21 protein-coding genes are annotated in these 26,814 nt (G+C 54.5%); 15 read left to right on the top strand and 6 right to left on the bottom strand.

Translation table 11 applies throughout. The features are described from left to right. The first annotated feature begins 1 nt into the window (after position 1). Positions 2 to 1,075 (top strand): mechanosensitive ion channel family protein, encoded by a 1,074-nt coding sequence (locus HOO88_04865; GenBank protein ID NOU36081.1) that lies wholly within the window; start codon positions 2 to 4, stop codon positions 1,073 to 1,075. Here the strand turns inward: HOO88_04865 and HOO88_04860 are convergent, their stop codons facing one another. Beyond that, complete coding sequence (locus HOO88_04860; protein NOU36080.1) at positions 1,076 to 3,181, bottom strand: carboxy terminal-processing peptidase; 2,106 nt, start codon at positions 3,179 to 3,181, stop codon at positions 1,076 to 1,078. A 127-nt stretch (positions 3,182 to 3,308) separates the two neighbouring features. Between HOO88_04860 and pgi the strand changes: the two genes are divergently transcribed. Together pgi and HOO88_04850 are read left to right on the top strand one after the other, a co-directional pair. Then, entirely contained in the window at positions 3,309 to 4,916 is a 1,608-nt protein-coding gene (gene pgi / locus HOO88_04855) for a glucose-6-phosphate isomerase (GenBank protein ID NOU36079.1), read from the top strand. A gap of 62 nt (positions 4,917 to 4,978) precedes the next feature. Then, positions 4,979 to 7,438, top strand: a complete 2,460-nt coding sequence (locus tag HOO88_04850; protein ID NOU36078.1) for an ATP-dependent Clp protease ATP-binding subunit — start codon at positions 4,979 to 4,981, stop codon at positions 7,436 to 7,438. A gap of 4 nt (positions 7,439 to 7,442) precedes the next feature. Here HOO88_04850 and HOO88_04845 read toward each other — a convergent pair whose 3' ends face one another. After that, positions 7,443 to 9,371 (bottom strand): response regulator, encoded by a 1,929-nt coding sequence (locus HOO88_04845; protein ID NOU36077.1) that lies wholly within the window; start codon positions 9,369 to 9,371, stop codon positions 7,443 to 7,445. Further along, complete coding sequence (locus tag HOO88_04840; protein NOU36076.1) at positions 9,368 to 10,666, bottom strand: carbohydrate ABC transporter substrate-binding protein; 1,299 nt, start codon at positions 10,664 to 10,666, stop codon at positions 9,368 to 9,370. Before HOO88_04840 ends, HOO88_04845 begins: the two co-directional genes overlap by 4 nt. A 172-nt stretch (positions 10,667 to 10,838) precedes the next feature. Here HOO88_04840 and HOO88_04835 point away from each other — a divergent pair, with 172 nt between their 5' ends. The 11 genes from HOO88_04835 to HOO88_04785 all read left to right on the top strand — a co-directional run bounded on the left by HOO88_04835 (position 10,839) and on the right by HOO88_04785 (position 21,355). Continuing rightward, positions 10,839 to 11,675 carry a prephenate dehydrogenase/arogenate dehydrogenase family protein gene (locus HOO88_04835; GenBank protein ID NOU36075.1) on the top strand — a complete coding sequence of 279 codons (837 nt, stop codon included), beginning with the start codon at positions 10,839 to 10,841 and terminating at the stop codon, positions 11,673 to 11,675. 28 nt (positions 11,676 to 11,703) lie between these two features. Beyond that, the gene (locus HOO88_04830; protein ID NOU36074.1) at positions 11,704 to 12,102 is read left to right on the top strand and encodes a GxxExxY protein; all 399 of its coding nucleotides are present in this window, start codon (positions 11,704 to 11,706) and stop codon (positions 12,100 to 12,102) included. A 25-nt stretch (positions 12,103 to 12,127) separates the two neighbouring features. Then, a complete protein-coding gene (aroA, locus tag HOO88_04825; protein NOU36073.1) occupies positions 12,128 to 13,435 on the top strand; it encodes a 3-phosphoshikimate 1-carboxyvinyltransferase in 1,308 nt (435 codons plus the stop codon). Beyond that, positions 13,432 to 14,769 carry a (d)CMP kinase gene (locus HOO88_04820; protein NOU36072.1) on the top strand — a complete coding sequence of 446 codons (1,338 nt, stop codon included), beginning with the start codon at positions 13,432 to 13,434 and terminating at the stop codon, positions 14,767 to 14,769. The genes aroA and HOO88_04820 overlap by 4 nt, the downstream gene beginning before the upstream one ends. Next, positions 14,762 to 16,264 (top strand): proline--tRNA ligase, encoded by a 1,503-nt coding sequence (locus HOO88_04815; protein ID NOU36071.1) that lies wholly within the window; start codon positions 14,762 to 14,764, stop codon positions 16,262 to 16,264. The genes HOO88_04820 and HOO88_04815 overlap by 8 nt, the downstream gene beginning before the upstream one ends. Before the next feature lie 21 nt (positions 16,265 to 16,285). Beyond that, positions 16,286 to 16,882 (top strand): hypothetical protein, encoded by a 597-nt coding sequence (locus HOO88_04810; GenBank protein NOU36070.1) that lies wholly within the window; start codon positions 16,286 to 16,288, stop codon positions 16,880 to 16,882. 115 nt (positions 16,883 to 16,997) lie between these two features. Beyond that, entirely contained in the window at positions 16,998 to 17,279 is a 282-nt protein-coding gene (locus HOO88_04805) for an integration host factor subunit beta (protein NOU36069.1), read from the top strand. A gap of 36 nt (positions 17,280 to 17,315) precedes the next feature. Further along, entirely contained in the window at positions 17,316 to 18,527 is a 1,212-nt protein-coding gene (locus tag HOO88_04800; GenBank protein ID NOU36068.1) for a histidine--tRNA ligase, read from the top strand. Positions 18,528 to 18,571: 44 nt separating this feature from the next. Beyond that, complete coding sequence (aspS, locus tag HOO88_04795) at positions 18,572 to 20,362, top strand: aspartate--tRNA ligase (GenBank protein NOU36067.1); 1,791 nt, start codon at positions 18,572 to 18,574, stop codon at positions 20,360 to 20,362. After that, a complete protein-coding gene (locus tag HOO88_04790) occupies positions 20,359 to 21,060 on the top strand; it encodes a glycosyltransferase family 2 protein (protein NOU36066.1) in 702 nt (233 codons plus the stop codon). Before aspS ends, HOO88_04790 begins: the two co-directional genes overlap by 4 nt. Then, a complete protein-coding gene (locus tag HOO88_04785) occupies positions 21,050 to 21,355 on the top strand; it encodes a hypothetical protein (GenBank protein ID NOU36065.1) in 306 nt (101 codons plus the stop codon). Before HOO88_04790 ends, HOO88_04785 begins: the two co-directional genes overlap by 11 nt. On the opposite strand, the gene HOO88_04780 is transcribed toward HOO88_04785, so the two are convergent. The 3 genes from HOO88_04780 to HOO88_04770 form a co-directional block, all read right to left on the bottom strand. After that, positions 21,352 to 22,935 carry a glycosyltransferase family 39 protein gene (locus HOO88_04780; protein ID NOU36064.1) on the bottom strand — a complete coding sequence of 528 codons (1,584 nt, stop codon included), beginning with the start codon at positions 22,933 to 22,935 and terminating at the stop codon, positions 21,352 to 21,354. The two genes, HOO88_04785 and HOO88_04780, sit on opposite strands and share 4 nt — an antisense overlap. Positions 22,936 to 22,979: 44 nt before the next feature. After that, on the bottom strand, positions 22,980 to 24,725 hold the full coding sequence (locus tag HOO88_04775) for a TIGR01212 family radical SAM protein (protein ID NOU36063.1): 1,746 nt from the start codon (positions 24,723 to 24,725) through the stop codon (positions 22,980 to 22,982). A gap of 94 nt (positions 24,726 to 24,819) precedes the next feature. Beyond that, complete coding sequence (locus HOO88_04770) at positions 24,820 to 25,722, bottom strand: 1-phosphofructokinase family hexose kinase (GenBank protein ID NOU36062.1); 903 nt, start codon at positions 25,720 to 25,722, stop codon at positions 24,820 to 24,822. Between the two features lie 90 nt (positions 25,723 to 25,812). On the opposite strand from HOO88_04770, the gene HOO88_04765 reads away from it, so the two are divergent. Further along, a complete protein-coding gene (locus HOO88_04765; GenBank protein ID NOU36061.1) occupies positions 25,813 to 26,769 on the top strand; it encodes an RluA family pseudouridine synthase in 957 nt (318 codons plus the stop codon). The last annotated feature ends 45 nt before the right edge of the window (positions 26,770 to 26,814 follow it).

The following is a 26,814-nucleotide window of genomic DNA, read 5'->3' as shown; positions in this document are numbered from 1 at the left end:
AATGGAAACGGCGACGGTTACAACGGTTGTACAGCAGGCGGCGCAAACAAACAGCTTCTGGGATTTCCTGCTGATGATTCTGCTGGTGCTGTCCGGTTTTCTGGCCGGACGGTTTATGAAATATTTCTGCGAGCAGGCCATCCGGAAAACTCCGCTCGGCCAGAGCAGTCTGCGCCGGACGGTGCTGGAGCTGTCGGCACGTTCGACGACGTTTCCGGCGACGGCCATCGGTATTTGTCTGGCCCTGCGGCTATTGGCCGTCAAAAGCTCACTGCGCGGCGATGTAACGGCGGTGCTGATCACGATCGTCGTGACGTATGTGGTTTACCAAATGGCGGAACTTTCCGGCTGGTGGGTGCGCCATCTGAGAGCAAAAACGCGGACGGCGCTGGACGATATGATGGAGCCGGTGGTACGAAAAACACTGCGTACCGTGACGGTGATTCTCGGCCTGGTGCAAATTGCCCAGCAGTTGAGCGATAAACCGATCACTTCAATTCTCGCCGGCCTCGGCGTCGGCGGCCTGGCCGTTGCACTGGCGGCGCAGGATACGATCAAAAACTTTTTCGGCTCGCTGGTGATTTTTGCCGACCGTCCGTTTCAGATGGGCGACTCTGTCAGCGTGGATAGCACCGAAGGCACGGTGGAAGAAGTCGGAATGCGTTCGACCCGCTTGCGCACAGTTGACGGCCATCTGGTGACGATTCCGAACGGCGAGCTGGCCAATAAGAGCATTCGTAATATCACCCGGCGTCCTTATATCAAACGTCTGGCCAATATCGCCGTTGCTTGTGATACGCCGCCGGGAAAAATGGAGCGGGCACTGACGATCATCAAAGAAGAGTTGAATCGCGCCAATCAGAAGATGCATCCGGATATGCCGCCGCGCGTTCATTTTAACGAATTCAATTCGGCTTCGCTGAATATTCAAGTGATCTACTGGTTTGTTCCGGCTTCCGACTACTGGGCGTTTATGGAATTTGATCAGTCGTTTAATCTGGCTGTGCTGAGCCGGTTTAATGAAGAGGGAATCGAATTTGCATTTCCGGGCCGGTTGCAACCCCGCGCAAACTAATCAAGGAAGAGCGGGCTTTCCTGACTGTGTCTGAGTGACCACCGTTTTGCTCGAATTGACATCCACCAGATCGGCAAGAATGTTGAGCGTCTCGGCAAGGATCGGATCGTCTTTATCCGCCTTCTTGCTATCCATGGTCTCGTCCTGAAGTTTTTCCAGTTCCTTTTCGCTGACGATTTCGCCGACGCGGTCGGAAACCTTCAGTGAAACTTCCGGGTTTTCCATCCGTTTGCGAATCTGGTCACGGCGGGCAAGAAATGTGGCAAACGTCGGGTTTCCGGTCATACGTGCCGCGGAGTTTTTCTGCAGACCGGGAATGACCGGTTTGACAGATTCGGCCCAAGGACGGTAGTAGGCGCTGCGCACCTGCGACCAGGGCAGGGTGTGCGGCAGATATTCTTCGCCGATTTCCAGCGCATCGTAGAGCGATGGAAGAATCACGTCGGGGACAACGCCTTTGAGCTGTGTGGAGCCTCCGGCAATGCGGTAAAAGCTGGCTGTGGTTACTTTGAGCGAGCCGAGGTCTTCCGTGAGTTTGGAAAGCGGATAGACGGTTTGCACGGTGCCCTTGCCATGCGTCTTGCTGTCGCCGACAATTACAGCGCGGCCATAGTCCTGCAGCGCCGCCGCCACAATTTCTGAGGCCGAGGCGCTGAGCCGGTTAACCAGTACAACGAGCGGGCCGCTGTATACGATATCCGGGTCGCCGTCGGGCAGAACGGAGACACCGCGCTGTTCGCGCACCTGAACGATGGGGCCGGTCGAAATGAAAAGGCCGGCAATATCAATGGCTTCCGTCAGTGATCCGCCGCCATTATTGCGCAGATCCAGAATGACGCCGTCGAGATGGTTGGTTGCAAATTCATTGAGAATGCGGTGTACATCCGTGGAGGATCTCCTTGCGGTTGCATCGCCGTTGCGGGCCGCTTCAAAGTCGGCGTAAAATTCGGGCAGGGTGAGCACGCCGACGCGGTAAGACGCGCCGTTGGGTTCCTTGAATTCCCGTACTGTGCCCTTGGCGGCCTGTGCTTCCAGTTTCACTTCGTCGCGGACGATATCAATGATCTTGGTGCGCGTACCGGTGGCGTCGTCGGCGGGAATAACAGTCAGAACGACTTTGGTTCCTTTTTCTCCGCGAATGATGCGGACGGCTTTGCTGAGCGGCCAGTAGAGAATACTGACCGGTTCCTTATCGCCTTGCGCGACAGCAATAATTTTATCGCCCGCCTGAAGCCGCCCGTCCTGTTCCGCCGGGCCGCCCGCAATGAGCTGCATAATTTTAGCCATACCGTCTTCGCTGCGCAGGGTTGCACCGATACCGACCAGCGAAAGGCTCATGTTGATATCAAAATCTTCTACGCCGCGCGGAGAGAGGTAGTCGCTGTGCGGGTCGTAGCTGTGAGTGAAGGCGCTCAGGTAGCGTTGCAACAGAGCTTCGTTGTCGAGGTTGCTTTCGATCAGCAGTTGATACTGCTTGTAGCGTTCGCGGACGAATTCGACCGGCGATAGAATTTTAGCGGTCTTGGCAACGACGTTGGTGCCCTCGGCTTTTTCATCATTCTCTCCGGATTCAATGGCCGCCAGCCGGGCCACATAGTCGTTCTTAACCTTTTTGCGCCAGAGATCATCCCATTCCGCCTGATCGACGGGCCAGGGGGCGGTTTCGCGTTTCCAGCGGTAGGTTTCCTGTGTGTCGGTATCTAATCCCTTATCAAGCAGTTGATTGGCGTAGGCCACGCGGTTGGTTACCCGCTCCTTGAAAATGTCGAAAACAACCTGTGCAAAGGAAGTGTCTCCGGCGGCGACCTGATTATCCAGATTGGTTGCCTGCAACTGAAATCCGGCAATGTCGGAAGCGAGAAAAAAAGTATGGTCGTAGTCGAGTGAGTCAATGAAAAGGCTCAGCGCGTTGGTGGCAATCGCGTCGTTAAAATTATCACGGTTCAAATGAATATGGGGCAGGCGGTCAGCTACGCGGGTGGCAATTCGTCCGGACGGAAGCGCATCCTGCGGCGGTGCATTGGTTGCACCGGCGGAAGCCTCGGGCTTGCCGCATCCGGTCAGGGCGGCGGCGAGCAGCAGCAGGTAGAGCGGGTATTTACGCATAACCTGTCCCTTGTATCACAAACGCCCGCTGAAACAAGCGCACGTTCGCTGACTTTACTGTATTTTTGGGTTTATCCGTCCGCCTTCACCCGCTACTCTCTGCGGCCTGATTTAACCGGAGAAAAACATGCTGACAAAATCCGCCGAATGGAAAGAGCTTTCCAAACACTGGAAAAAAACTGAATCGCAACACCTGCGCGACCTGTTTGCCGCCGACCCGCAGCGCGCCGAAACGTTTTCGCTGAATGCCTGCGACCTGCTTTTGGATTATTCCAAAAACCGCATCACTGACGAAACGCTTTGCCTGCTGGTTGATCTGGCCGAAGTGACCGGACTGCGCCGGAAAATTGAAGCGATGTTTACCGGCGCGAAAATTAATCGCACCGAGGATCGCGCCGTGCTGCACACCGCACTGCGCGCCCCGCGTGACACAGAGGTGCTGATGAACGGCGAAAATGTCATGCCCGGCATCCATGAGGTGCTCGATCAGATGGAGGTGTTCTCCAACCGTGTCCGCTCCGGCGAGTGGAAAGGGTATACCGGCAAGCCGATCAAAAATATCGTCAATATCGGCATCGGCGGTTCCGATCTCGGCCCCGTCATGGCCTACGAAGCGCTGAAGCCGTACACTCAGCGCAACCTGACGTTCCGGTTTGTTTCCAACGTGGACGGAACGCATATCGCCGAGGCCGTGCGCGATCTGAATGCCGACGAAACCCTTTTCATCGTTGCGTCCAAGACATTCACCACGCAGGAAACCATGACCAACGCCGAAACGGCGCGGACCTGGTTGCTGGAATCGCTGAAAGATAAAGCCGCCGTCGCCAAACATTTTGTGGCGCTTTCCACCAACGCCGCAGAAGTTTCCAAGTTCGGCATCGACACCGCCAACATGTTCGGCTTCTGGGACTGGGTTGGCGGACGCTATTCGCTCTGCTCGGCAATCGGCCTGCCGGTGATGATTGCCGTCGGCCCGGAAAACTTCCGCAAGATGCTCGCCGGTTTTCATGCGATGGACTGTCACTTCCGTACAGCTCCGTTTGAAGAAAATATGCCGGTGATCCTTGCTCTGCTCGGCATCTGGTACAACAACTTCTTCAACGCCGAGACGCAGGCGATCCTGCCGTATGACCAGTACCTGAGCCGCTTCGCCGCCTACTTCCAGCAGGGCGATATGGAATCGAACGGCAAGTACATCACGCAGGACGGCAAGCGCGTTGAGTGGCAGACCGGCCCGGTCATCTGGGGCGAGCCCGGAACCAACGGCCAGCACGCCTTCTATCAGCTGATTCATCAGGGCACCAAGCTGATCCCGTGCGACTTCATCGGCTTCGCGAAATCGCACAATCCGCTCGGCAACCACCACGCCAAACTGATGGCCAACTTCTTCGCGCAGACGGAAGCTCTGGCGTTTGGTAAAACCGCCGAAGAACTGAAAGCCGAAAAGACTCCGGCGGAACTGATTCCGCACAAAACCTTCGAAGGCAACCGTCCGACGAATACCATCATGGCGGAAAAACTGACGCCGGAAGTGCTCGGCCAGCTCATCGCGCTCTACGAACACAAAATTTTCGCGCAGGGTATGATCTGGGATATTTTCTCCTTCGACCAGTGGGGCGTGCAGCTCGGTAAAGTTCTCGCGTCGGCGATTCTTCCGGAGCTGGAAAGCGACGCGAAACTCAAGCACGACAGCTCCACCAACAAGCTGATCCAATGGTTTCGCGCTCATCGGTGAACATAGCTTGAATTCAAGGCGCGTTCTGGAATAATCGCCCGACTTTAATAAGGACAGCACCTATGGAAAACTTTACTCCCAGAGCTCAGCGTGTTCTGCATCTGGCCCGCAAGGAAGCCGAGCAGTTTAACCATAACTATGTCGGCACGGAGCACATCCTGCTCGGCCTCGTCGCGCTTGGCAGCGGCGTGGCGGTCAGTGCGCTACAATCGATGGGCGTCGATTTGCAGTCGCTCCGCCTTGAAGTTGAAAAAGCGGTCGGCACCGGAACCGACACCAAAACGGCCGGCAATATTCCGTTTACGCCGCGCGCCAAAAAAGTACTGGCGCTGGCGACCAGCGAGGCCCGCTCGCTCAACCACAGCTACGTCGGCACCGAACATATTCTCCTTGGCCTGCTCCGCGAAGGCGAGGGCATCGCCGCCCGTGTGCTCGAAAACATGGGCGTGGATTTAGAAGAAGCCCGTGAAGAAATTATGGCCATGCTCGATCCGGACTATGACGGCTCGATGGAGGTGAACGAAGAAGAAGCTCCGGCATACGGTACACAGCCCAAAGCCGCTGACGGTCAGGCAATCAAAACACCTGCGCTTAACGCCTTCGGGCGCGATCTCACCGAAATGGCAAAGAAGGGTGAGCTTGATCCGGTAATCGGCCGGAAAAACGAAATCGAACGCGTCATTCAGATTCTCTGCCGCCGCACCAAAAACAATCCGGTGCTGCTCGGCGAAGCGGGCGTCGGTAAAACCGCCATCGCCGAAGGACTGGCGCAATCCATCGCTGACGGCACGGTTCCGCAACTGCTGGCCGATAAAAAAGTGATCACGCTCGACCTGGCACTGATGGTGGCCGGAACCAAATACCGCGGACAGTTTGAAGAGCGCATCAAAGCGGTCATGGATGAAATCCGCAAAACGAAAAACACGCTTTTGTTCCTTGATGAGCTGCATACGATCGTCGGCGCCGGTTCCGCCGAAGGAACGATGGATGCCGCCAACATTATCAAACCGGCGCTGTCGCGCGGCGAACTGCAATGCATCGGTGCTACGACACTGAACGAATACCGCAAGTCGATTGAAAAAGATGCCGCGCTCGAACGCCGGTTTCAAACGGTGATGGTGAATGAGCCGACCATTGAAGAGACCGTACAGATTCTCAAAGGGCTTCGTCCGAAATACGAAGAGCATCACCACACCAAAATCAGCGACGCCGCACTCGATGCCGCCGCCAAGCTTTCCGCCCGCTATCTGCCCGACCGGTTCCTGCCGGATAAGGCGATTGATCTGATCGACGAAGCCGGTGCGCGCAGTCATATCGCCAATATGGTCAAGCCGCCGGAGTTTCAGGAAATCCGTCAGCGGCTGACTGAGGCACAGCATAAAAAAGACGCGGCCATCCGCGAACAGAAGTTCGAAGAAGCCGCCGCGATGCGCGATGCTGAACGCAAGGCCAAGGAAGAATTCGATGCCGCCATGAAAGCATGGGAATCGACGCAGAAAGAAAACCTTTCGACGGTTGATGAGGAGGAAATCCGAATCATCGTTTCCAAGTGGACCGGCGTACCGGTTGATAAAATGGGCGAGCAGGCGCTCGCCAAACTTCTCCAGATGGAAGCGCAGATTGAAAAGAGCGTTGTCGGACAGAACGAAGCGGTCTCGGCGATCAGCCGCGCATTGCGCCGTTCGCGCGCCGAACTGAAAGATCCGCGCCGTCCGATCGGTTCATTTGCTTTCCTCGGCCCGACCGGCGTCGGCAAAACGATGCTCGCCAAAGAACTGGCGCGCTTCATGTTTGACGACCCTAATGCACTGATTCAGATCGACATGTCCGAGTACATGGAAAAATTCTCTTCATCACGTCTTGTCGGTTCGCCGCCCGGTTACGTCGGGCACGATGAGGGCGGACAGCTCACGGAACGCGTGCGGCGTCGTCCTTACTCCGTTGTACTTTTCGACGAAGTTGAAAAAGCGCATCCGGATGTCATGCACATGCTGTTGCAGATTCTGGAAGAGGGCCGCCTGACCGACAGTCTCGGACGCAGTGTGGACTTCCGCAATACGATCGTCATCATGACCTCCAACGTCGGCGCCAGCCACATTTCCAAAGGCGGGCTGGGTTTTGCGCCGGAACGCGAAGAGAACGATTACGAGAAGCTGAAAGCCGTTATGATGGCCGCCTGCAAGGAAACCTTTAAGCCGGAACTGGTCAACCGTCTCGATGACATCATCGTTTTCCGTCAGCTCAACGAAAAAGATATCGAGATCATCCTCGGTCTCGAAATCGCCCGGGTTCAGGAACGGGTTTCAGGCCGCAAGATCACGATCAATCTGTCGGAAGAGGCCAAGCAGTTCCTGATCAAAAAAGGATTCGACAAGGCGTACGGTGCGCGGCAGTTGCGCCGTTCGGTCGAACGCAATCTGGAAGATCCGCTGGCTGAAGCGATTCTGCGCGGTGAAGTTACAAGCGATAAACCGGTGGCGGTCGGTCTGGTTGACGACAAGCTGACCTTTGTTCAGATCTGATCGTTCAGGCGCACGGTGTGTAACGGTTCAGGACGGCCTGTAATTCTTCACGGTGAATCGGCTTGGCCAGATAATCGGTCATGCCTGCCCGGATGAATTTTTCCCGATCGCCTTTCATGGCGTGTGCAGTGAGCGCGACGATCGGAATCGTTTTATTGTGCAGGCGGATGGCGGCGGTCGCCTGCAATCCATCCATGATTGGCATCTGGACGTCCATTAGAATGATGTCATAGGCGGGACGCTGTTCCGGCGGATCGGTTAACCGGAGTTTTTCAACAGCATCCTGTCCGTTGCCTGCAACATCGATCCGATAGCCTTCTTTTTCGAGAATTTTTAAAACCACTTTCTGGTTCAGCAGATTATCTTCGACCAGCAGTACACGAAGGGGACGGGTAAGCGCATAGTTGGCGGGGGCTGATAGATTTCCTTTGCCGGAATTCTGTTCGGCAGGCGCGATGACAGCCAGCGGAACGGTGACGCGGAAGGAAAATACGGCACCGTTATCCGGTTCGCTGGAGACGCTGAGCGTTCCGCCCATTTTTTCGACAATCCGGCGCGAGATGGCCAGACCGAGGCCGGTGCCGCCGTATTTGCGGGTGTGTGATCCGTCGGCCTGCGTAAATTCGCGGAAAATAATTTTCTGGGCCTCCTTGGAAATTCCGATGCCGGTGTCCTGAACGTGGAAATCAAGGGTGCAGTCTGCGCCGGTTTTTTCAACACAGTGAACGGAGACTTTCACATGTCCTTTGTGAGTAAACTTAAGCGCATTGGCCATCAGGTTGATCAGAACCTGCCGCAGACAGCCTTCGTCGGTGATAACGGCCTCCGGCACGTCGTCTCCGCAGTCAATGTGGAGATCAAGCCCTTTGCTGCTGACTGCCGGTGTGAAAAATTTATGCAGTTCGCGGAGCATGACGGGGACGTAAACGGTTTCTTCTTTCAGGGAGAATTTTCCTATTTCTATGCGTGAAAGATCCAAAATATCGTTGACGATGACCATCAGGTTTTTTGCGGAGTCAGAGATGGTCTGGATGTAGTCAAGCTGTTCCGGCGTCAGGCTGGTGTCTTCCATGAGCTGGGCCATTCCGATGATGCCGTTCATGGGGGTCCGGATCTCGTGCGACATATTGGCCAGAAATTCACTTTTACTCCGGCTGGCACTTTCGGCGGCTTCTTTAGAGATTTTAAGCTCGGCATGCAGGCGGGTATCTTCGGCCTGCCGTTCGTCGAGCCGCTGAATCATGTGATTAATCCCGCGCTCGAGCATCCCAAGCTCGTCCAGCGATTTGATGTCTGTGATTCGTGCGCTGTAGTTTCCGGTAGCGACCGTTCGCAGACACTCAATTGAGGCAGTGATGCGAGGCATAGTCAGTTTCCGGATCAGAAACGCTCCGACTAAAGTGGTCAATATAATGCAAAGCAGACCGCCGAAGAAAAAGAGGGCGGCGATCCGTTTCTTTTCCATGACCGTGTTTCCGGTATCAATTTCCTGATAAAGATTGCCCAGATACTTGCCGTCGGAAAACAGCGGTATCGAAATGGCGAGGTATGCTGTGCCGGTTTCAGGGGAAATAGCGGTTATGGTTTCGGTTACAGCACCGGAGTTCGGTTTTTTTGAAATGTCGGTGTAGTTGCCTTCGTGCGCCGGTTCGGAACAGTAATAGATGCGGTGATCGCGCCGGCTGACGGCGGCATAAATGACATTTTCACCGATCAGTCCGGACAGCGCCGACAGATCGCGGGCCGTATTGTACGGAAGAGTTTGCTGGTTCATGAGCCGCCCTGGAATCCGGGCCTGTGCAAACAGCTGCTGGTCGATCTGTTGCGAAAAAAGCTTTGTATAGTAAATTCCCAGACCGGAAAAGCTGATGGAGGCGACCATAAAAATCGCCAGTCCGAGTTTGAACGCCAGAGAAGTAGAGGTGTTTTTCATTCCGGTATTTTCATGATTTTGCGGTAGGCCTCTGCGGCTGTCAACCTGCCTTGCAGTAGTGAATCAAGATGATCAAACAGCAGATAGGCTGGAGATTCATCCTGCTTGAGCGTGAAAATATCGGGTTTCATGGTGCGGGTGGATGACAGTTTGCGCTGATACTCGGCGAAAATATCCTGCCCGTATTCCGGATTGTAAAGATTGCCGGCAAGTCCGGTCGGGCTTTTTGTGTAACGAACCCATTTCTCGGCAATTTCCGGACGGCTCCAGAACTGCATAAGCCGGATCGCGGCATCCCGGTTGGGACTGTTTTTCATAACGGCCCAGACCGGTATGAAGCCGCCTGCATAATACTGCTGTTTTTGGAAACCCGGCAGTTGAGCCAGCCGCATTTTGGAGAGGAGTTGCGGATAGTTTTTCTGAATCGCATTATACCGCCAGGTCGGTTCGATCGTGAAAAGCGCCTTGTCTTCCGTCAGCAGGCGGGCCGCATCCCGCCAGTACATATTCGTTTGATTCATCAGAACTGGATGGAGCTGACCGAGTTTCTCAAATGTTTCCAGCACCTGCCGGATGGCCGAATCGTTTTTTTCCGTGCCGTCCGGTTGAGCAGAAAGATAGAGGTTGTATGCCAAACGCGGGAAGGAGCCGGAATACTTAAAGTCAATGAAAGCTGAGATCGGGACGACGGCCGTCCGGTTATATTCGTCCACTCGCTGCACATACTGGAGGAGATTTTCCGCAGTCATTTCCTCTTCGCGGATTTTTATACCCAGTTTTTCCGCCACGGCGGCATTGTACCAGAGAGCATAGAAAAAACCTTCAATATACGGGCCTACGAAAACACCGCCGGTTTTCTGGTGACAGTTCGTCCCTTCAACAAGAAACGGTTTCTGCGTTTCCTTGAATCCGGGAACCTCCGAAAAATCGACCAGATGTTTCCGTCCCCAGTCCGGATCTTTTAAGAGGACGGCTACATGTCTATAGATTGATGCATCCAGCCAGACGACATCCCAGGTGATTTCCCCCGAACGGATCATGTCGGCAAGAAATTCCGCTTCGGCCTTTTGACTCTTTTCAGGAAGGATGTCGGCGGCGAAGGCGAACTGAACGGGGATTTCCTGATTTTGGAACTTAAAATCATCCAGCACATCCAAAACCAGCTTTTCGCGCAGACCTTCGTTTTTCCAGTGGCCCATCCAGCGAAGCGGTTGAGCCGGAATTTCCTGCGCGAAAGCCGGAAGAAGGTGTAAGCACACCAGACCGGTCAAGATAAGCTGTAGATGCTTTTGCATACGGAACTGTCGGGCGGTTCTACGGAATTGAACGGCGCATAACAATTAAAAACTCCGGCTAAACTTATTATAAAGACAATCTCCGGTGCCGGGTTTTTCGGGCCGGTGTGCATTTCTACTTTGTTTCCGGAGTCCGGTTTTGTAGATTCCCCGCTCACCTTAGGAGCGTTGTATGCAGACCATTGCAATAGTAGGAAGCGGACTGATGGGCTCGTCGCTGGGACTTGCGCTGAGAAAGCGCAACGTACCGGTACGCATCCATGCCTATGCCCGTCGTCAGGAAACCCGTGAAGCGGCCCTGAATCTTGGTATTGCGGATGCGGTCTTCGCCGATCCGGCCGAAGCGGTCAGGGATGCCGACATCGTGGTTCTTTGTGTGCCGGTATTAACCATTCCTGAACTGGCCAAAGCCTGCCGTGCCGGACTTAAACCCGGCGCCATTCTCACGGATGTCGGCAGTACCAAAGAGGCGCTGAACCGCCTGATGATTGGTGCGCTTGAAGGAATGAATGTGGAGTTTATCGGCTCTCATCCAATTTGCGGCTCGGAGCAGCAGGGCATTGAGGCGGGTAATGCCGATTTATATGCAGGCGCGGTGACCGTCGTGACGCCACCGATGCTGGCGGATGAAACGTCGATTGAAAAGGTTTCCAATCTTTGGAAAAGCGCGGGGTCGCTGGTGACGGTTATGGATGCTGTTTCGCATGACCGCATTCTGGCGGCAACCAGCCATCTGCCGCACGTTGTTGCGGCCGCACTGGCGCTTTCGGCAGGCGACAACGGTTTATTTTGCGGCAGCGGATTCCGCGATACGACGCGCATCGCCGAAGGCTCGCCGCAGGTCTGGAGCGATATCGTTCGCACCAATACACCCGCGCTGAAAGCGGCGCTGTCCACTTTTCGCGGACAGCTCGATGCTCTTTCCGCGCTGATTGATGAAGGGGATGGCGAAAAGCTGGCCAACTGGTTCGCCGCCGCCCGTGACAAACGCAAGGAGCTGTTGCAATAGCCCGCAGAACACGCAGAAAGACACAGAAATGGGCGAATTTATATTTAAAGAAGAAACATACCGGATTCTCGGAGCCTGCTTTGAGGTCTATAAAGAAAAAGGATGCGGATTTTTAGAGGCGGTTTATCAGGAGTGTCTGGCGATCGAATTCAAGCTTCAGGGAATCCCGCACGAACCGCAAAAAATCCTGCCGCTCAGTTATAAGGGACAACCACTGGATCAAATTTACAAGGCCGACTTCGTCTGTTTTGGCAAAATTATTCTGGAGATTAAGGCAACTGACCAATTAGCAAATAAGGATCGATCTCAGACGTTGAATTATTTAAACGCAACCGGATTAGAAGTGGGTCTTTTGATCAATTTCGGGCATCATCCGAAACTTGAACATGAAAGATTTATTCTGACCCAAGATAAAGGTTCTGTGTAGTTCTGTGTATTCTGCGGGTAAAATTATGCATTCAAAAACGATTTATCCTGTTTCTAAATTCGGCGGTGAGCTGGGCGTTCCCGGCGACAAGAGCGTTTCACAGCGCATCGCCATGCTGGCGGCACTGGCGAAGGGCACGTCGGAAGTCCACGGCTTCCTGCGCGGTGAAGACGCCATGAGCACACTGAGTGCGATGTGCTCTCTGGGTGCTTCGGCCAAGTTCGAAGGCGATGTTCTGAAGATTACCGGCACAGGCGGAAAGTTCAAAGAACCGGCCAATCCGCTTGATATGGGCAATTCCGGAACCGGCACCCGCTTGCTGGCCGGCCTGCTGGCGGGGCAGAAGATGACCGTAACAATGACCGGCGATGCTTCGCTTTCACGCCGCCCGATGGGTCGCATTAAAACGCCGCTGGAGCTGATGGGGGCGAAAATTGAGCTGACCGGCGAAAAGGGCACGCTGCCGCTGACGATTCACGGTACGCCGTTGCACGGTATTCGTTACGAACTGCCGATGGCCTCGGCGCAGGTGAAATCCTGCATCTTGCTGGCCGGACTTTTTGCGGAAGGCAAAACAACGGTGATCGAGCCGCGCCCGACGCGCGACCATACGGAAAAACTTTTTCAGGCATTGGAAATTCCGTTACACATCAATGGGTCGGAAATCAGTTTGCAAGGGTTCGGTCCGGCAGGCCCGCAAATCAAGGCGCGCCGGATGACAGTGCCGGGTGATTTTTCGAGCGCGGCATTCTGGATCGCGGCGGTTGCGGCGCGTCCCGGCGCAGAATTGACTGTGCGCGGCGTCGGCCTGAATCCGCGCCGCACAGCGCTGCTGGATGTCTTGAAACGGATGGGCGCACTGATCGAAATTGAAATTACTGAAGAAGAGGGCGATCCGATCGGTACGGTGCTTGTACGCGGCACACAGCTGCACGGCACAGAAACCGGTGGCGATGAAATTCCTAATTTGATTGATGAACTGCCGATGCTGGCGGTAACCGGCGCATTGGCCAGCGGCGATACGGTAATCCGTGATGCAGCGGAACTGCGGGTGAAGGAGTCGGATCGTATTGCGGTGACGGCGGCGCATCTGCGGGCCTTCGGCGTCGAAGTGGATGAACACGCCGATGGCATGACGATTCACGGTCCGGCAAGACTGCACGCACCGAAGGAGCCGCTGGATTCGCACGGCGACCACCGGATTGCCATGTCTATGGCGATGCTGGCGACATTCGCTAATGCTCCGGTCAAACTGGCGCAGGTGGAATGCGTGGCGACATCCTATCCTGATTTTTGGAACCATTTGGAATGGCTGGGCGGAAAGGTTGAATGAACAGACAACGGATTATTGCAATTGACGGTCCGGCGGCATCGGGAAAATCCACGGTGACGCGGGAAGTGGCGAAGCGGATGAACTGCATCTATGTGGATTCCGGCGCGTTGTATCGCGGTGTGACATGGAAGATGATTCAGGAAGGCGTGAATACGAAAAACCCGCTACTGGTTCTGCCGGTTCTGCTGAAGTCTAAGTGGAAGTTTGAAGTGCGTAACGGTGCGGTTGCTTTCACGATTGACGGCGTTGAGCCGGGTGAAGCGCTGCGCGGCAAGGAAGTACGCGAAGCGGTTTCGGATATTGCGGCGATGCCGGCGGTGCGCACATTTGTGGTCGCCCGTCTGCGTAAACTGAAAAAGCTCGGATCGCTGGCGATGGAAGGCCGCGACATTGCTTCGGTAGTATTTCCGAAAACGCCGTACAAATTTTATCTGGATGCCAATCCGGAAGAGCGGGCCAAGCGCCGTCACGCGGAACTGGTGGCAAGCGGAGAAACAGAGAAAGCGCAGGAAGTTCTCGAATCACTTCAGCGGCGTGATCAGAAGGATTCGTCGCGCAAGACCGCTCCGCTGAAAATTGCCGTTGGCGCTTATGTGATTGATACGTCGGGACACGATATCGAAGAAGTCACCCGGATTCTGATGGGGCGTATTGCGGAGCTGGAAAAGCCGCGCAACGATAAAATGATCAACCCGATCTGGTACAGCATGACCTGTAATTTTTTTCTGATCTGCCTGCAGCTCAAGAACCGGATTAAATTTTACGGACTGCAGAATGTGCCCAAGACCGGCGGGGTGATTATCGCCTCGAACCACGCCAGCTACATCGATCCTCCGGCGGTTGGAGCCTGCACCTACCGGACGCGAATGACTCATTTCATGGCCCGTGATACGCTGTTTAAAAAAGGGTTCATGAACTGGTTTTTGCATAAGGTCGGCGTGATTCCGCTGGATCGCGACAAGGGCGATATAAAGGCGATGAAAACGGCCATTGCGCTGTTGAAAGATGGAGCTTCTGTGGCGCTGTTCCCCGAAGGAACCCGTTCGGTTGACGGAACTCTTCAGCCGCCGAAGCCGGGAATCGGTTTTTTGGTTGCCAAGGGCAATGCTCCGGTGGTGCCTGTTTATATCCACGGCTCTTACGAGGCATGGTCTAAGCACAGCGAGGGATGGAAGCCCAATCCAGTTTCCGTGATCTTCGGAAACCTGATCACGCAGGAAGAAATCCGCGGGCTGGGCGAAGGACGCGATGCCTACGGCCTGATCGGCGAGCTGATTATGAAGCGTATTGCGGATCTGAAGGAAAATTTTGAGAAGGGACTGATTCATGAATAAACAGGTGAAGACAGCAATTTCCCCGACGCGGGAAGAGAATTATCCGGAGTGGTATCAGCAGGTGGTGCGTGCCGCTGAGCTGGCTGAGAACAGTGATGTTCGCGGTTGCATGGTGATTAAACCATGGGGCTACGCGCTGTGGGAAAATATCCGCACAGCACTGGATCGTTATTTCAAGGCAACCGGTCATGTGAATGCCTATTTCCCGCTTTTCATTCCGCTGAGTTATCTGGAGAAAGAAGCCGAACACGTCGAGGGGTTTGCCAAGGAATGTGCGGTGGTCACGCATCATCGTCTTGAAGTCGGTCCGAGTGGTAAACTGATTCCGGCTGGTGAACTGGAGGAGCCGCTGGTGGTTCGTCCAACGTCTGAAACCATTATCGGCGCGACCTACGCTAAATGGGTGCAAAGCTACCGCGATCTGCCGATCCTGATCAACCAATGGGCTAACGTAGTTCGCTGGGAAATGCGTACGCGGCTTTTTCTGCGCACGGCGGAATTTCTCTGGCAGGAAGGGCACACTGTTCACGAGACGAAAGAAGAAGCGTGGGAAGAAACCGTCAAGATGCTGAACGTCTATAAGCAGTTCGCTGAAGACTATATGGCGATGCCGGTTTTGACCGGTGAAAAGACCGCTGGTGAGCGCTTTCCCGGCGCGGTGAATACACTTTGCATTGAGGCGCTGATGCAGGACTGCAAGGCGCTTCAGGCAGGAACGAGCCACTTCCTCGGTCAGAATTTTGCCAAAGCTTCGGGCATCGAATTTCAGTCACGCGAAGGTAAGGTGGAAACCGCATGGACTACATCGTGGGGCGTCTCAACGCGGCTGATCGGCGGAATGATTATGACTCATGCCGATGATGACGGCATGATTATGCCGCCGCGGCTGGCTCCGTCGCATGTAGTGATTTTGCCGATCATCCGTAACGACGCCGACAAAGAAAAGATTATGCAGTACTGCAATGAAACCGCCGCCATGCTCCGCGCACAGCACTATGACGGACGCCCGGTTGAAGTGGTCGTCGATGGTCGCGACATCAATGCCGGCGAAAAGGGCTGGCAGTGGGTTAAGAAGGGAATTCCGGTGCGTGTGGAAATCGGCCCGCGCGATATGGAGAACGGCGGCGTGTATGTGGCGCGCCGTGATAAAGGTGCAAAAGAAAAATACGGACAGCCCCGCGCCGAGTTCGTGGCGGCAATCGCCGATGTGCTCGCCGATATGCAGAAAAATCTTTTTGACCGGGCCTGCACATTCCGTGCGGAAAATACCCGCACGATTGACAGCTGGGACGAGTTTGTTGAATTTTTCAAAGGCCGCGGCGGATTTGCATTGGCGCACTGGGACGGAACCGAAGAAACCGAACAGAAAATTAATGACGAATTGTCTGTGACGATCCGTTGCATTCCGTTCGACTATGCACAAAGCGGAGCCGGAACCTGCGTCGTTAGCGGACGTCCGAGCTTAGGCCGCGTGGTTTTTGCAAAAAGTTATTAATCCATTACTGAGGGGCACGACATGGCAAAAGGCAGATTCAGTCAGGTTAAAGGAACAAAAGATTTCATGGTCGCCGCCGTCTTTTGCGGATTTCTCTGTGTCTGGTCTATTCGTGATGCATGGTTCCCGACCGAAAAGGTTTTGAAGAGGCATCCGCTGGAAATCCCTGTTCCCTTTAAAGTTTCCGGCGTTGTAAAAGACATTCTGGTCAAGCCGGGGGATGAGATCAAAGGGAATGCGGTGCCGCTGGCCAGCCTTTACGACGAAGGCTATCGCGCCAAAGTGACCGAAGCCGAAGCCGCTTTTGAAGCCGCTAAGGCGGCCAAAGACGCGGCAGTCGAAGAAAAGCTGAGCGTCCTGATGAAAGCCCGGTCTGATTTGGAGGCGTGTAACGCCAAAAACGCCGATGTCACCTGGACCACTACGCACGGCGAAGAAATTTTACGCGGTGTGGTTACCCGGATTCTGGTTGTGCCTTCGACGCACATTGAGGCGGGAGTACCTGTGCTTATGGTTAAACCAACCGACACCTTCTACCTGTTTAACAAAACGCTCGCGCTGCTGACCTTTCTCGGAATGATCGTGGCGCTGATTTTTCATGGAATTTCTGCGCGTTGAACAAAACGTTTCGGAATAGGGCTTGACCGTACGCATAGCCGCACTAAGATTGGCGGCCTGTTTGAAGCTGTAACTTGTTACAGCCTAGACAATTCGAAAGGGATCGGTGGACACCATGACAAAAAGAGATTTAGTAGTTCGTATCGCAGACGAGACTGGGCTCATTCAGCAGGATGTTGCAGCCATCCTTCAGAAATCACTGGACTACATTGTCGAAGCGTTACAGAAGAACGAAACCGTTGAATTCCGCAACTTCGGTGTCTTTGAAATCAATGTCCGGAAAGCCCGTATCGGGCGCAATCCCAATAAGCCGGAAGATGTTGTAACGATTCCCGAGCGTCGTGTCGTCAAATTCAAGCCCGGCAAAATCATGAAGCAGAAGATTACCGGCATCTAGACCATGGCCTCCACATCGCACCAACCCATCCAGGGTATGTCCGATATTGCACCTCCGGACATCGCACTCTGGCAAATGATCGAACAGCGGGCGCGCGAAATTTTCGCGCGTTATCGTTTTTCGGAGATTCGCACACCCATCCTCGAAAAACTCGAACTTTTTACTCATTCGCTCGGTGACACGACCGATGTGGTAACAAAAGAGATGTACACGCTGGAAGATCGCGGCGGACGCAAGCTGTCGTTGCGCCCCGAAGGAACCGCCGGTGCCATCCGCTATGTTGCTTCCGGTGGCGAAGAAACCGCCAATGCGCGTATTTTCTACATGGGCCCTATGTTCCGTTGCGAACGCCCGCAGGCCGGTCGTAAACGCCAGTTTCATCAGATCGGTCTCGAAGCGGTCGGCGCGCCGAATCCGCTGGCCGACGCCGAAGTCATCGCTCTGCAGGTTCATTTGCTGGCCGCGTGGGGACTTAAAGGCGCCAGAATCCGCCTCAATACCATCGGACTTCCCGAAGATCGCGCCGCCGTAGTCAACGGGTTGCGCGAAGCCATTCGTCCGCGCTTGAGCGAACTACCGGAAGAAGCGCAACAGCGGTTTGAAACCAATGTATTGCGTCTGCTCGATTCCAAAGATGAGGTGGTTAAAAAAGTCATTGCCGGCGTTCCGCCGGTCATCGAGTTTATGAGCGCGGAATCCCGCGCCTATCTCGACACGGTAATTGCAACGCTGAAAAAACTGGAAATCGATGTCGAAGTGGATGCTTCACTTGTTCGCGGCCTCGATTACTACGTCCACACCGTTTGGGAAGTCGTGCATGGTGGTCTCGGCGCACAGAATGCACTGGCTGGCGGCGGACGCTACCGCATTGATGTCGGCGGACGTTCTGTCGATGGCGTCGGCTTTGCGATGGGTGTCGAGCGGGTTATTGCCGCACTTGAAGCCACCGGAATCATGGCCGAACAGTTTGCACCGCCTCAACCGGTTTTTATTGTTTCGCTCGGCGAAGCAGCCTTGAATGAAAATCTACTTCTGCTCCAAATGCTCCGTCAGCGCGGCATTGCCTGCGAAATGGAACTGACTGCGCGCAAGGTTCAGGCACAGATGCGCCGCGCCGACAAGGTCGGTGCAAAAGCTGTGATCATTCGCGGCGACACCGAGCTTCAAAAAGGAACTTTTGTTTTGAAAAACATGGCCGACGGCTCTCAACGGGAAGTCGAATTGCCTGAACTGATGGAACTTCTGTAAGGGCGGGACTCATCCCGCCCCTGCACAAACAAATGGAATCAATTATGCATAAATTTCGTACACACACCTGCGGTCAGCTCCGCAAAGAAAACGTCGGACAGACCGTGCGCCTTTCCGGCTGGGTCAACACCATCCGTGACCACGGCGGCGTTTTGTTCATCGACCTGCGCGACCACTATGGCATTACGCAGATTGTAATCAGCCCAGACAAGGCGTTTTATAAAAACATCGAACACTGGCGCGTGGAAACCGTTTGCTGTTTTACCGGCACGATTGTTGCCCGCGATGCTTCCGCCGTTAATCCGAAATTGATAACCGGCGAAATCGAACTGGTTGCCGAAACCATGGAAGTGCTCGGCGAAGCCGAAGTCATTCCATTTCAGGTCAACAAAGACGATGACTGTTCTGAAGCACTGCGTCTCAAATACCGCTTCCTCGATCTGCGCCGCAAGAGCCTGCACGACAACATCGTTCTGCGCTCCAAAGTGATTTCCCGTATCCGTCAACTGATGACCGAGCAGGGTTTTCTTGAATACCAGACGCCGATCCTCACCAGCTCGTCGCCGGAAGGCGCGCGCGATTATCTCGTGCCGAGCCGCGTTCATCCCGGAAAATTCTATGCTCTGCCGCAGGCTCCGCAGCAGTTCAAGCAGCTGCTGATGGTTTCCGGCTTCGACCGCTATTTTCAAATTGCTCCGTGCTTCCGCGACGAAGACGCCCGCGCCGACCGCTCGCCCGGCGAGTTCTATCAGCTCGATATGGAAATGAGCTTTGCCACACAGGACGATGTCTTCGCGGTGAATGAAAAACTGCTCGCCACTATTTTCAAAGAGTTCAGCGACAAAAAAGTGGATGGAATTCCGTTCATTCGCATTCCGTACCGCGAAGCGATGGATAAGTACGGCTCGGATAAACCCGACCTGCGCAATCCGCTCATTATGCAGGACGCCAGTGATATTTTCCGCACCTGCGGATTCAAAGCATTTGCCGGTGTGGTAGAGAAGGGCGGCGTGGTTAAAACCATTTCTGTTAAAGGGTGCGCCGGACAGCCGCGCAAATTTTTCGACGACATGGTCGCCTTCGCGCAGTCGGTCGGCGCCAAAGGTCTTGGCTACATCAGCTGGGCCGACGGCGAAGCCAAAGGCCCGATCGCCAAGTTCCTCAGCGCGGATGAACTGGCGCAGCTCAAGGCGCTTGGCAATGCTGGCGACGGCGACACGATGTTTTTCATCGCCGACATGTTGAAGGGGGCGCAGAGCATCGGCGGTGCGGTTCGTACGGAACTCGGCAACCGTCTGGGTCTGCTCGAAAAAGACGTCTTCCGCTTCTGCTGGATTGTCGACTTCCCGATGTACGAGCTCGACGATGAAGGCAAGGTGGCCTTCAGTCACAATCCGTTCTCGATGCCTCAAGGCGGAATGGATGCGCTGATCAACAAAGACCCGCTCGATATTCTGGCGTACCAGTACGACATCGTTTGCAACGGCACCGAACTTTCGTCCGGTGCGGTGCGCAACCATAGTCCTGAACTGATGATCAAGGCGTTTGATCTCGCCGGTTATGGACAGGAAGTGGTCGAAACCAAATTCCCGGCGCTTCACCGCGCTTTCAAATACGGCGCACCGCCGCACGCCGGTATCGCTCCCGGCGTGGATCGCATGGTGATGCTGCTGGCTGACGAACCGAACATTCGCGAAGTCATCGCTTTCCCGATGAATCAGAAAGCGGAAGACCTGCTGATGGGCGCGCCCGGCGAAGTGGAACTTAAGCAGCTGCGCGAACTGCACATCAAACTTAACCTGCCGCCGAAGAAGCAGGAAAAAGATGCCGAATGAGCAACGTAAAAAAATCCATCGTCATTCCTTTTTATAACGAAGAAGCCTGTGTCCGTTCCGTTCTGGAAGAAGTACGGGCCTGTCAGCCGGACGCGGAAATCATCGCAGTAGATGACGGCAGCCGCGACCGGACATGGGAAATCATTTGTGGCATACCGTCCGTGCGCGGCCTCCGGCTGACTCAAAACCGCGGACAGAGCGCCGCGATGTACGCCGGTATGCGCGCCGCCTCCGGCGATTTGATTGTGCTGATGGATGGCGACGGCCAGAATGATCCGGCCGACATTGAAAAGCTGACAGCGTTGCTTGATCAGAACGATGTAGCCTGCGGCCAACGGGTAAAACGGCGCGACACATGGAGCCGCCGTGTTGCGTCCAAGGCCGCCAATGCAATTCGCCGGAGCATTCTGAATGACGGTATCAGCGATACCGGCTGCTCGCTCAAGGCTTTCCGCCACGAACACGTCGAACTGCTTGTTCCGTTTAACGGACTGCACCGTTATCTTCCTGCAATTTTTAAACATGCCGGACTGCGCATTGCGGAAACGCCGGTTAATCATCGCGCCAGAACTCTCGGTGTTTCTAAATACACCAACTGGAACCGGGCGTTGCGCGGGATTTACGATTTATTCGGCGTTCGCTGGCTTCTGAACCGCAAAGTAATTTACCCGAAGATGGAGCGGCACAATGAACAATGAACTGTTTACCATTGGAGCTTGGATTGTCACACCGTGGAAATTGGTTGGCTATGTCGGTGTTGTTCTTTTCGGTGGTCGCTGGCTTGTGCAACTGATCGCGTCGCACATGAAAAAGAAACCGACGTTCCCGCAACTTTTCTGGTACATGAGCCTGACTGGAAGCGTCTGCCTGCTATCTTATTTCACGTTCGGGAAAAACGACTCCGTCGGTATTCTGTCGAATCTTTTTCCTGCCTGCGTGGCTGCCTACAATCTGTTTCTTGATATCACCCACCGTCGCCGGACAGCAGTTTAAGGCTGGGCGATACATAGGTGCCAAAGCACCACGTTGCGCCCTCTGTATTTGTGGGTAAACCAGATTTCAGCTCCTTCAGGTAGCGCGTCTTCTTTGTGTTTATAACTGATAAACAGCGCGCCGGAATTGCTTGCCGCAAAATTATTAATGGCATCGGGATTTTCTTCCAACTCGGCAATGGGTTGTGTCAGTCGGCCTAGAAACTGATATTGCCCGTGGTAATTCGCCATATTTGCTACGGCATGCCCCGCATCCATTTCACTTCGGATGCGTATGGCCACTTCTTTTATGTCGTAGTTTTCCATAAAGCTTTTTTTTGCCTCGAAGAGGCCGAAAATCAGCACCAGTGTCATGCTGACGGCAAGCCTTGTGGCGTAATTACCGCTTGAGCGGAACGGAATCAGTAACAGCAGGCTGGCAGTCAGCAGTCCCGCTGAAGCAATGTATGTTGAACCGGATGGCAGTTTTCCGATTTCTTCACCGAGATTGATGAACGGAAGAATCGGCGCAATCAGCCCAAGCAGGAGGAAAAGAATTCCGAAGGCTTTCACCGAACGCTTTCCGGCGGTTCCTTCGGCTTTGGCAATGTTACGGCCGATTAGCAATGCGCCTGCCGGAATGAACGGAATCAAATAGTGCACCTGCTTGCCGCTGATCATGGAAAAAACGAGTAGCGGCAGGGCAAGCCATGCCAGACAGAAACGGGTTCCGGTGTCGGCTGATTTCAGACTGAGCTTTGCGAAAGACGGGCGGAAAAGTATCCATGGAAAAAAGAGAACCGGAACAATCGGCAGATAAAACCAGAACGGCAGACGATGTGCAAAGGATGACGTAATCCGTCCGGCCGTTTGGCCCCAAAGAATGGCCTGCCGGTAGGTTTCGCCGCCTTGAATTGCCGCCGGGATGACCCATAGCAGGGCGGCGGCAAAGCCCAGCGCAACGGCGCCCAGAATGCCGAAGTACCATTTTGCGCGAACCGGCGTGGCTCTCCGAGTATCCCATGCGGCACGCAGAAGCGGAACAGAAAGAAGATAGACCAATACAGCCGGACCTTTTGTCAGCAGTCCGCCAGTAATACCGGCCGCCAGCATTAGCCAGCCGCCGCGTTTCGAATCAGCGGCGCGCAGCGTTCCTAGCAGTCCCAGCAGAATCCAGAACGTCAGAACCATGTCGAACATGATCACGATAGACCATGCATCCCAGATTGATGTGGTCGCCAGAATCAGCCCGGCGAAAAAAGCGGTCTTGCGTTCCTGTGGCCAGAGCCGGAGGCTGATGCGGTACACCAGTAGAAGATTCAGCAGGCTGAAAATTCCCGGAATCATTCGCGGCGTAAAATCATTCACGCCGAACAGCGCCCAGCCGGCGTGCAGCAGCCAGAACAGCAGGGGCGGCTTGTGGGAATAGGGTTCGCCGTTTAAGTAGGGCACCAGAAAGGAATGGTGGTTCCACATCTCCCACGCGACAGACAGATAGCGCGTCTCGTCAATCGGTGTGATTGGCATCACCAGCACGGCACACAGACTTATTAGAGTCACCAGTAGCAACGGAAGTTTCAAATCGGCCAGCATCTGTTTCATAAGATCCTTTAAATTGAGCGGCGAATGTACCTTTCTGCCGCGCACTATTCAATGGCTTCCTGCCGGTTACGCAGGATGGTTTTTGAGGTCGCGCAGAGATACGGGTCGCGGTACGGAATACTGCGCCGGGCATCCGGTTTTTCAGTGATCGGAAACTCAATGTCACTCAGCCGTTTAGCGGCGATCGTGCCGTTACCCATCGGATGGCCCGGCTTTGTCTCGCCGATCATAAAACCGGCCTCGATCATCGCGCCGCGCACCGGTAGCGAGGATGAATACGTCAGCAGAACGCCATCCGGCTTCATCACGCGGTAAAGCTGTTGAAAAAATTCCACCGTCCACAGCTCCGGACAGTGCTGGCTGGAAAACGGATCGTGGAAGACGATGTCGAATGATTCGGCTTCCAAACTCTGGATCAGCCGGCGGGCGTCGCCCCACCGGATTGCCAATTGATGATTGCCGATTACCGATTGATTCGATTTCAGAAGCTCCGTTAGAGTTTTTTTCCAATCAACCGGATCGGTTTCCAGTGTTTGAAAACATTCGGCGGCGGCGCGGACGACTCGTTTATCCACTTCCAGCGCGGTGATATCGAGCTGATGGCTTGCGCCTTTCGTGGCACACAGCGCCGCCAGCGAGTTGTTGCCGAGTCCGAAGCAGACATCGAGAAGTTTGAGATTTGAGTTTTGGAGTTTGGCAACTAAACCTGATGGCTCGACAAACTTTTTTTCTGCCTCCAGCCGCGCGCCGGTTTTTGTATGGTAGTGCTCTTTCCAGTCTTCGCTGAAGAACGTGATACTTCCGTCATCGGTGGTGACAGGCAATGTGGAAGCGGCATCCTTGCCGCTGGCCAGAGGCTGGAAGCCTCTTCCACATAAATCTCCCTGCCGGATTTCCCGCATAGTCATCTGCTGAATGACGTAGTCGAGAAACTGTCCTTTTTCTAAATGCCAGTGTGGAGCGACCAATTCTTCATCCGGCGTGTCGGTCGAAATGCGCATCACCGGAATCTTCGCCGGAATCCGCCGCAGAAATTCCATCAGCGCCTCGGCATATTCCCAGTGGTTCAGCACCGGCGGCGGTTTTTTTGCCAACTCGGTTCCCTTCATGACGTGCAGGTTGTGAATCTTGATTCCTGAAATAGGTAGTTGCGTCAGTTCTTCCGCCGTATGGTTCCAGTCGTCGGAAGTTTCTCCGGGAAGTCCGATGATGATATGCGGAGCGACGTGAATTCCGCGCGCCGCCAGCGCCAGAATGGCTTTCTTACTGCATTCCCAGTCGTGGCCGCGGTTAATTCGTTTCAGCGTTTCGTCGTTGGCCGTCTGCACACCGAGTTCCACCCAGACTTCGCGCCGGGTGGGGTCACCCAGCCTACAACAAGCTGTAGGCCCGCTGACCTCAGCGGGCGTTTTTAAAGTTTCCAGAAAATGAATTGCCGCCTCTGGCAGACAATCGGGGCGTGTCCCGATGCTGATCGCTTCGAACCGGTAGTTTTCCAGACATTGAAGAATCAGTTTCTGCTGTTCGGGGCTGGTCATGTCGGCGGTGAAAGCCTGAACGTACAGCATCAGCTTTTGCGCCTTATAGCGCCGCTTGGAAAATTTAATCGCCGCTTCAATCTGATCGATCGGATTTTCCTGCCGCTGGGTCTGCTGAGCCCGCGCTCCGTTTTCAGAACAGAAGGCGCACCGTCCATGCGGACAGGTCGAAGCGATTTCGACGGGTACGCGGAACAGCGCGTCGCCGTACCGCTCAATCATCCACTGCTTGTACTGTGTAAAAGGAACCATACTCAACTTAACTTCATAATCCTCGCAGAGGCGCAAAGAGCGCAGAGAGATTTAATCTGATTTTCCTCTGCGTTCTCTGATTCTCTGCGAGGGATCATTTCTGAATTTTAATTTGCGGGACGAGGGCGGCGATCTGTTCAGGCATAACGACGCCTGGCAGGCGGTTCATGGCGTTGGATGCTCCGCAGGCCAGCCCGAAGACAAACGCCTCTTTGAGCGAACTGCCTTTCCGGAGCGCGAAAGCGATTCCGGCATTAACCGAGTCTCCGCAACCAAGTGTGCTGACGACATTCACTTTCGGAACCGAAAACTGAACTGTTTCTTCGCGGGTAATCAGCAGGGCCGGTTGGGAGCCTTGTGTGATAGCGACAGCACCGGCGCCTTGAGCGATCATTTCCTGCGCGGCGTCTTCTATGTTGTCGCTGTTCATTGTTTTGAGCAGCTCGGCGGCGTTAATTTTTACCAGTTCCGGCTGAAACTCCAGCGCCGCGAGCAGCGGCTTGCCGGACGTATCCAGAATAACCGGTTTGCCGTCCGCCGCCTGAATCAGTTCGGCATAAATCTCCTGCGGCGCGTGGGCCGGAAGCGTACCGGAAATGATGATGATTTCCTTTTCCATCATCTGAAATTTTTTAATCAGAGATTTCCAATCTTTGGCCGGAAGTTCCGGGCCCTCTTCGACCAGCTCGGTGAAATCATGAGCGTCATCGGCCAGCAGAGTTTGCGACGTACGGGTCTCGGCATTCGTTCCGACAAAAGCATGGGTAATGCCTTCATCGTCAAGCAGGCGCTTGATCACCGCGCCGTTATTGCCACCGGCGAAACCGAAGAGCAGGGGATCGCCGCCGAGCGTGTTCAGAACGCGCGCGGCGTTGGTCGCCTTGCCGCCGACCGAAAGCGTCACCGAGCGGACGCGGTTGACCGCGCCGAGCTTCAGCGATTTCATTTCCAGCGTTCGTTGCAGTGCCGGAAAAATTCCACAGCAGAGTATTTTCATGGCGGAGAAAATAACCGCAAAGCCGCCAAGAAGCAAAGGTGAATAGAATCAAGATCGGCTTATTGGTCAGTTTCTGTTATGAGTGACCGGATGAAACGGGAAATGGTTTTTGAAGTACCTGAAACGGCGGACGGAACAGCGGTGGCTGATTTCCTCACCGAGCGTTTTTCCTATCATGACCGGGCCGGCTGGTGTGAGCGCATCAAGGCCGGAGTTGTGACGGTTAACGACCAGCCGTGCGTTCCGGAAACTCCGTTGCGGACTGGCGATCGGCTGAGCTATGAACCCGACGACCGGCCGGAGCCGCCGGTTGATTTTAATATCGGCATCATTTCAGACGACGAGGATCTTCTGCTGGTCAATAAGAGCGGCAATCTGCCGTGCCATCCGGGCGGACGCTATTTCAACCATACGCTCTGGGCGTGGCTGAAAAATGAGCAGGGCTTAACCGATTTTACATTCGTCAACCGCATCGACCGCGAAACCTCCGGACTGGTCGTTATCGCGAAAAATTTTGCCGCATCCGAAAACTGCCGCAAACAGTTTTCCGGCCGCAAGGTCGTGAAGCGCTATCAGGCGCTGGTGGAATCGACGGATTTTCCGGCGGAACTGGAAACCGCCGGATGGCTGGTCGCTGACACGGAGTCAGCTATCCGCAAAAAACGGAAGTTTATTCCAGGTGAAGCGGCTCGTCCCGAGACGCTGGATGCCGAATGGGCGGAAACTAAATTCCGGCTGATTAAACAATGCGGCGATATCGCGCTGATCGAAGCGGAACCGCATACCGGACGGCTGCATCAGATCCGCGCCACGCTGCTGGCGCTGGGAGCACCGATTGTCGGCGACAAACTCTACGGCGTGGACGAAACCCTTTTTCTCCGCTTTTGCAAAGATACTCTCACGGACGCCGACCGCGCACGGTTACGAATGGATCGTCAGGCTTTACACGCTTCCGGACTCAGCTTCCGCCATCCGAAGTTTGGACGGCCTGTCACCGTTGATCTCGATTTGCCTGATGATATGCAACTAAAAATTTTCTCGCTTTGAAAAACTCTTTGTAATTCATTGTTACATTGAGGGGGAGAGTATGCT

Source organism: Kiritimatiellaceae bacterium (assembly GCA_013141415.1).
Lineage (GTDB): Bacteria > Verrucomicrobiota > Kiritimatiellia > Kiritimatiellales > Tichowtungiaceae > Tichowtungia.
This window is presented reverse-complemented; position numbering and strand designations above follow the sequence as displayed.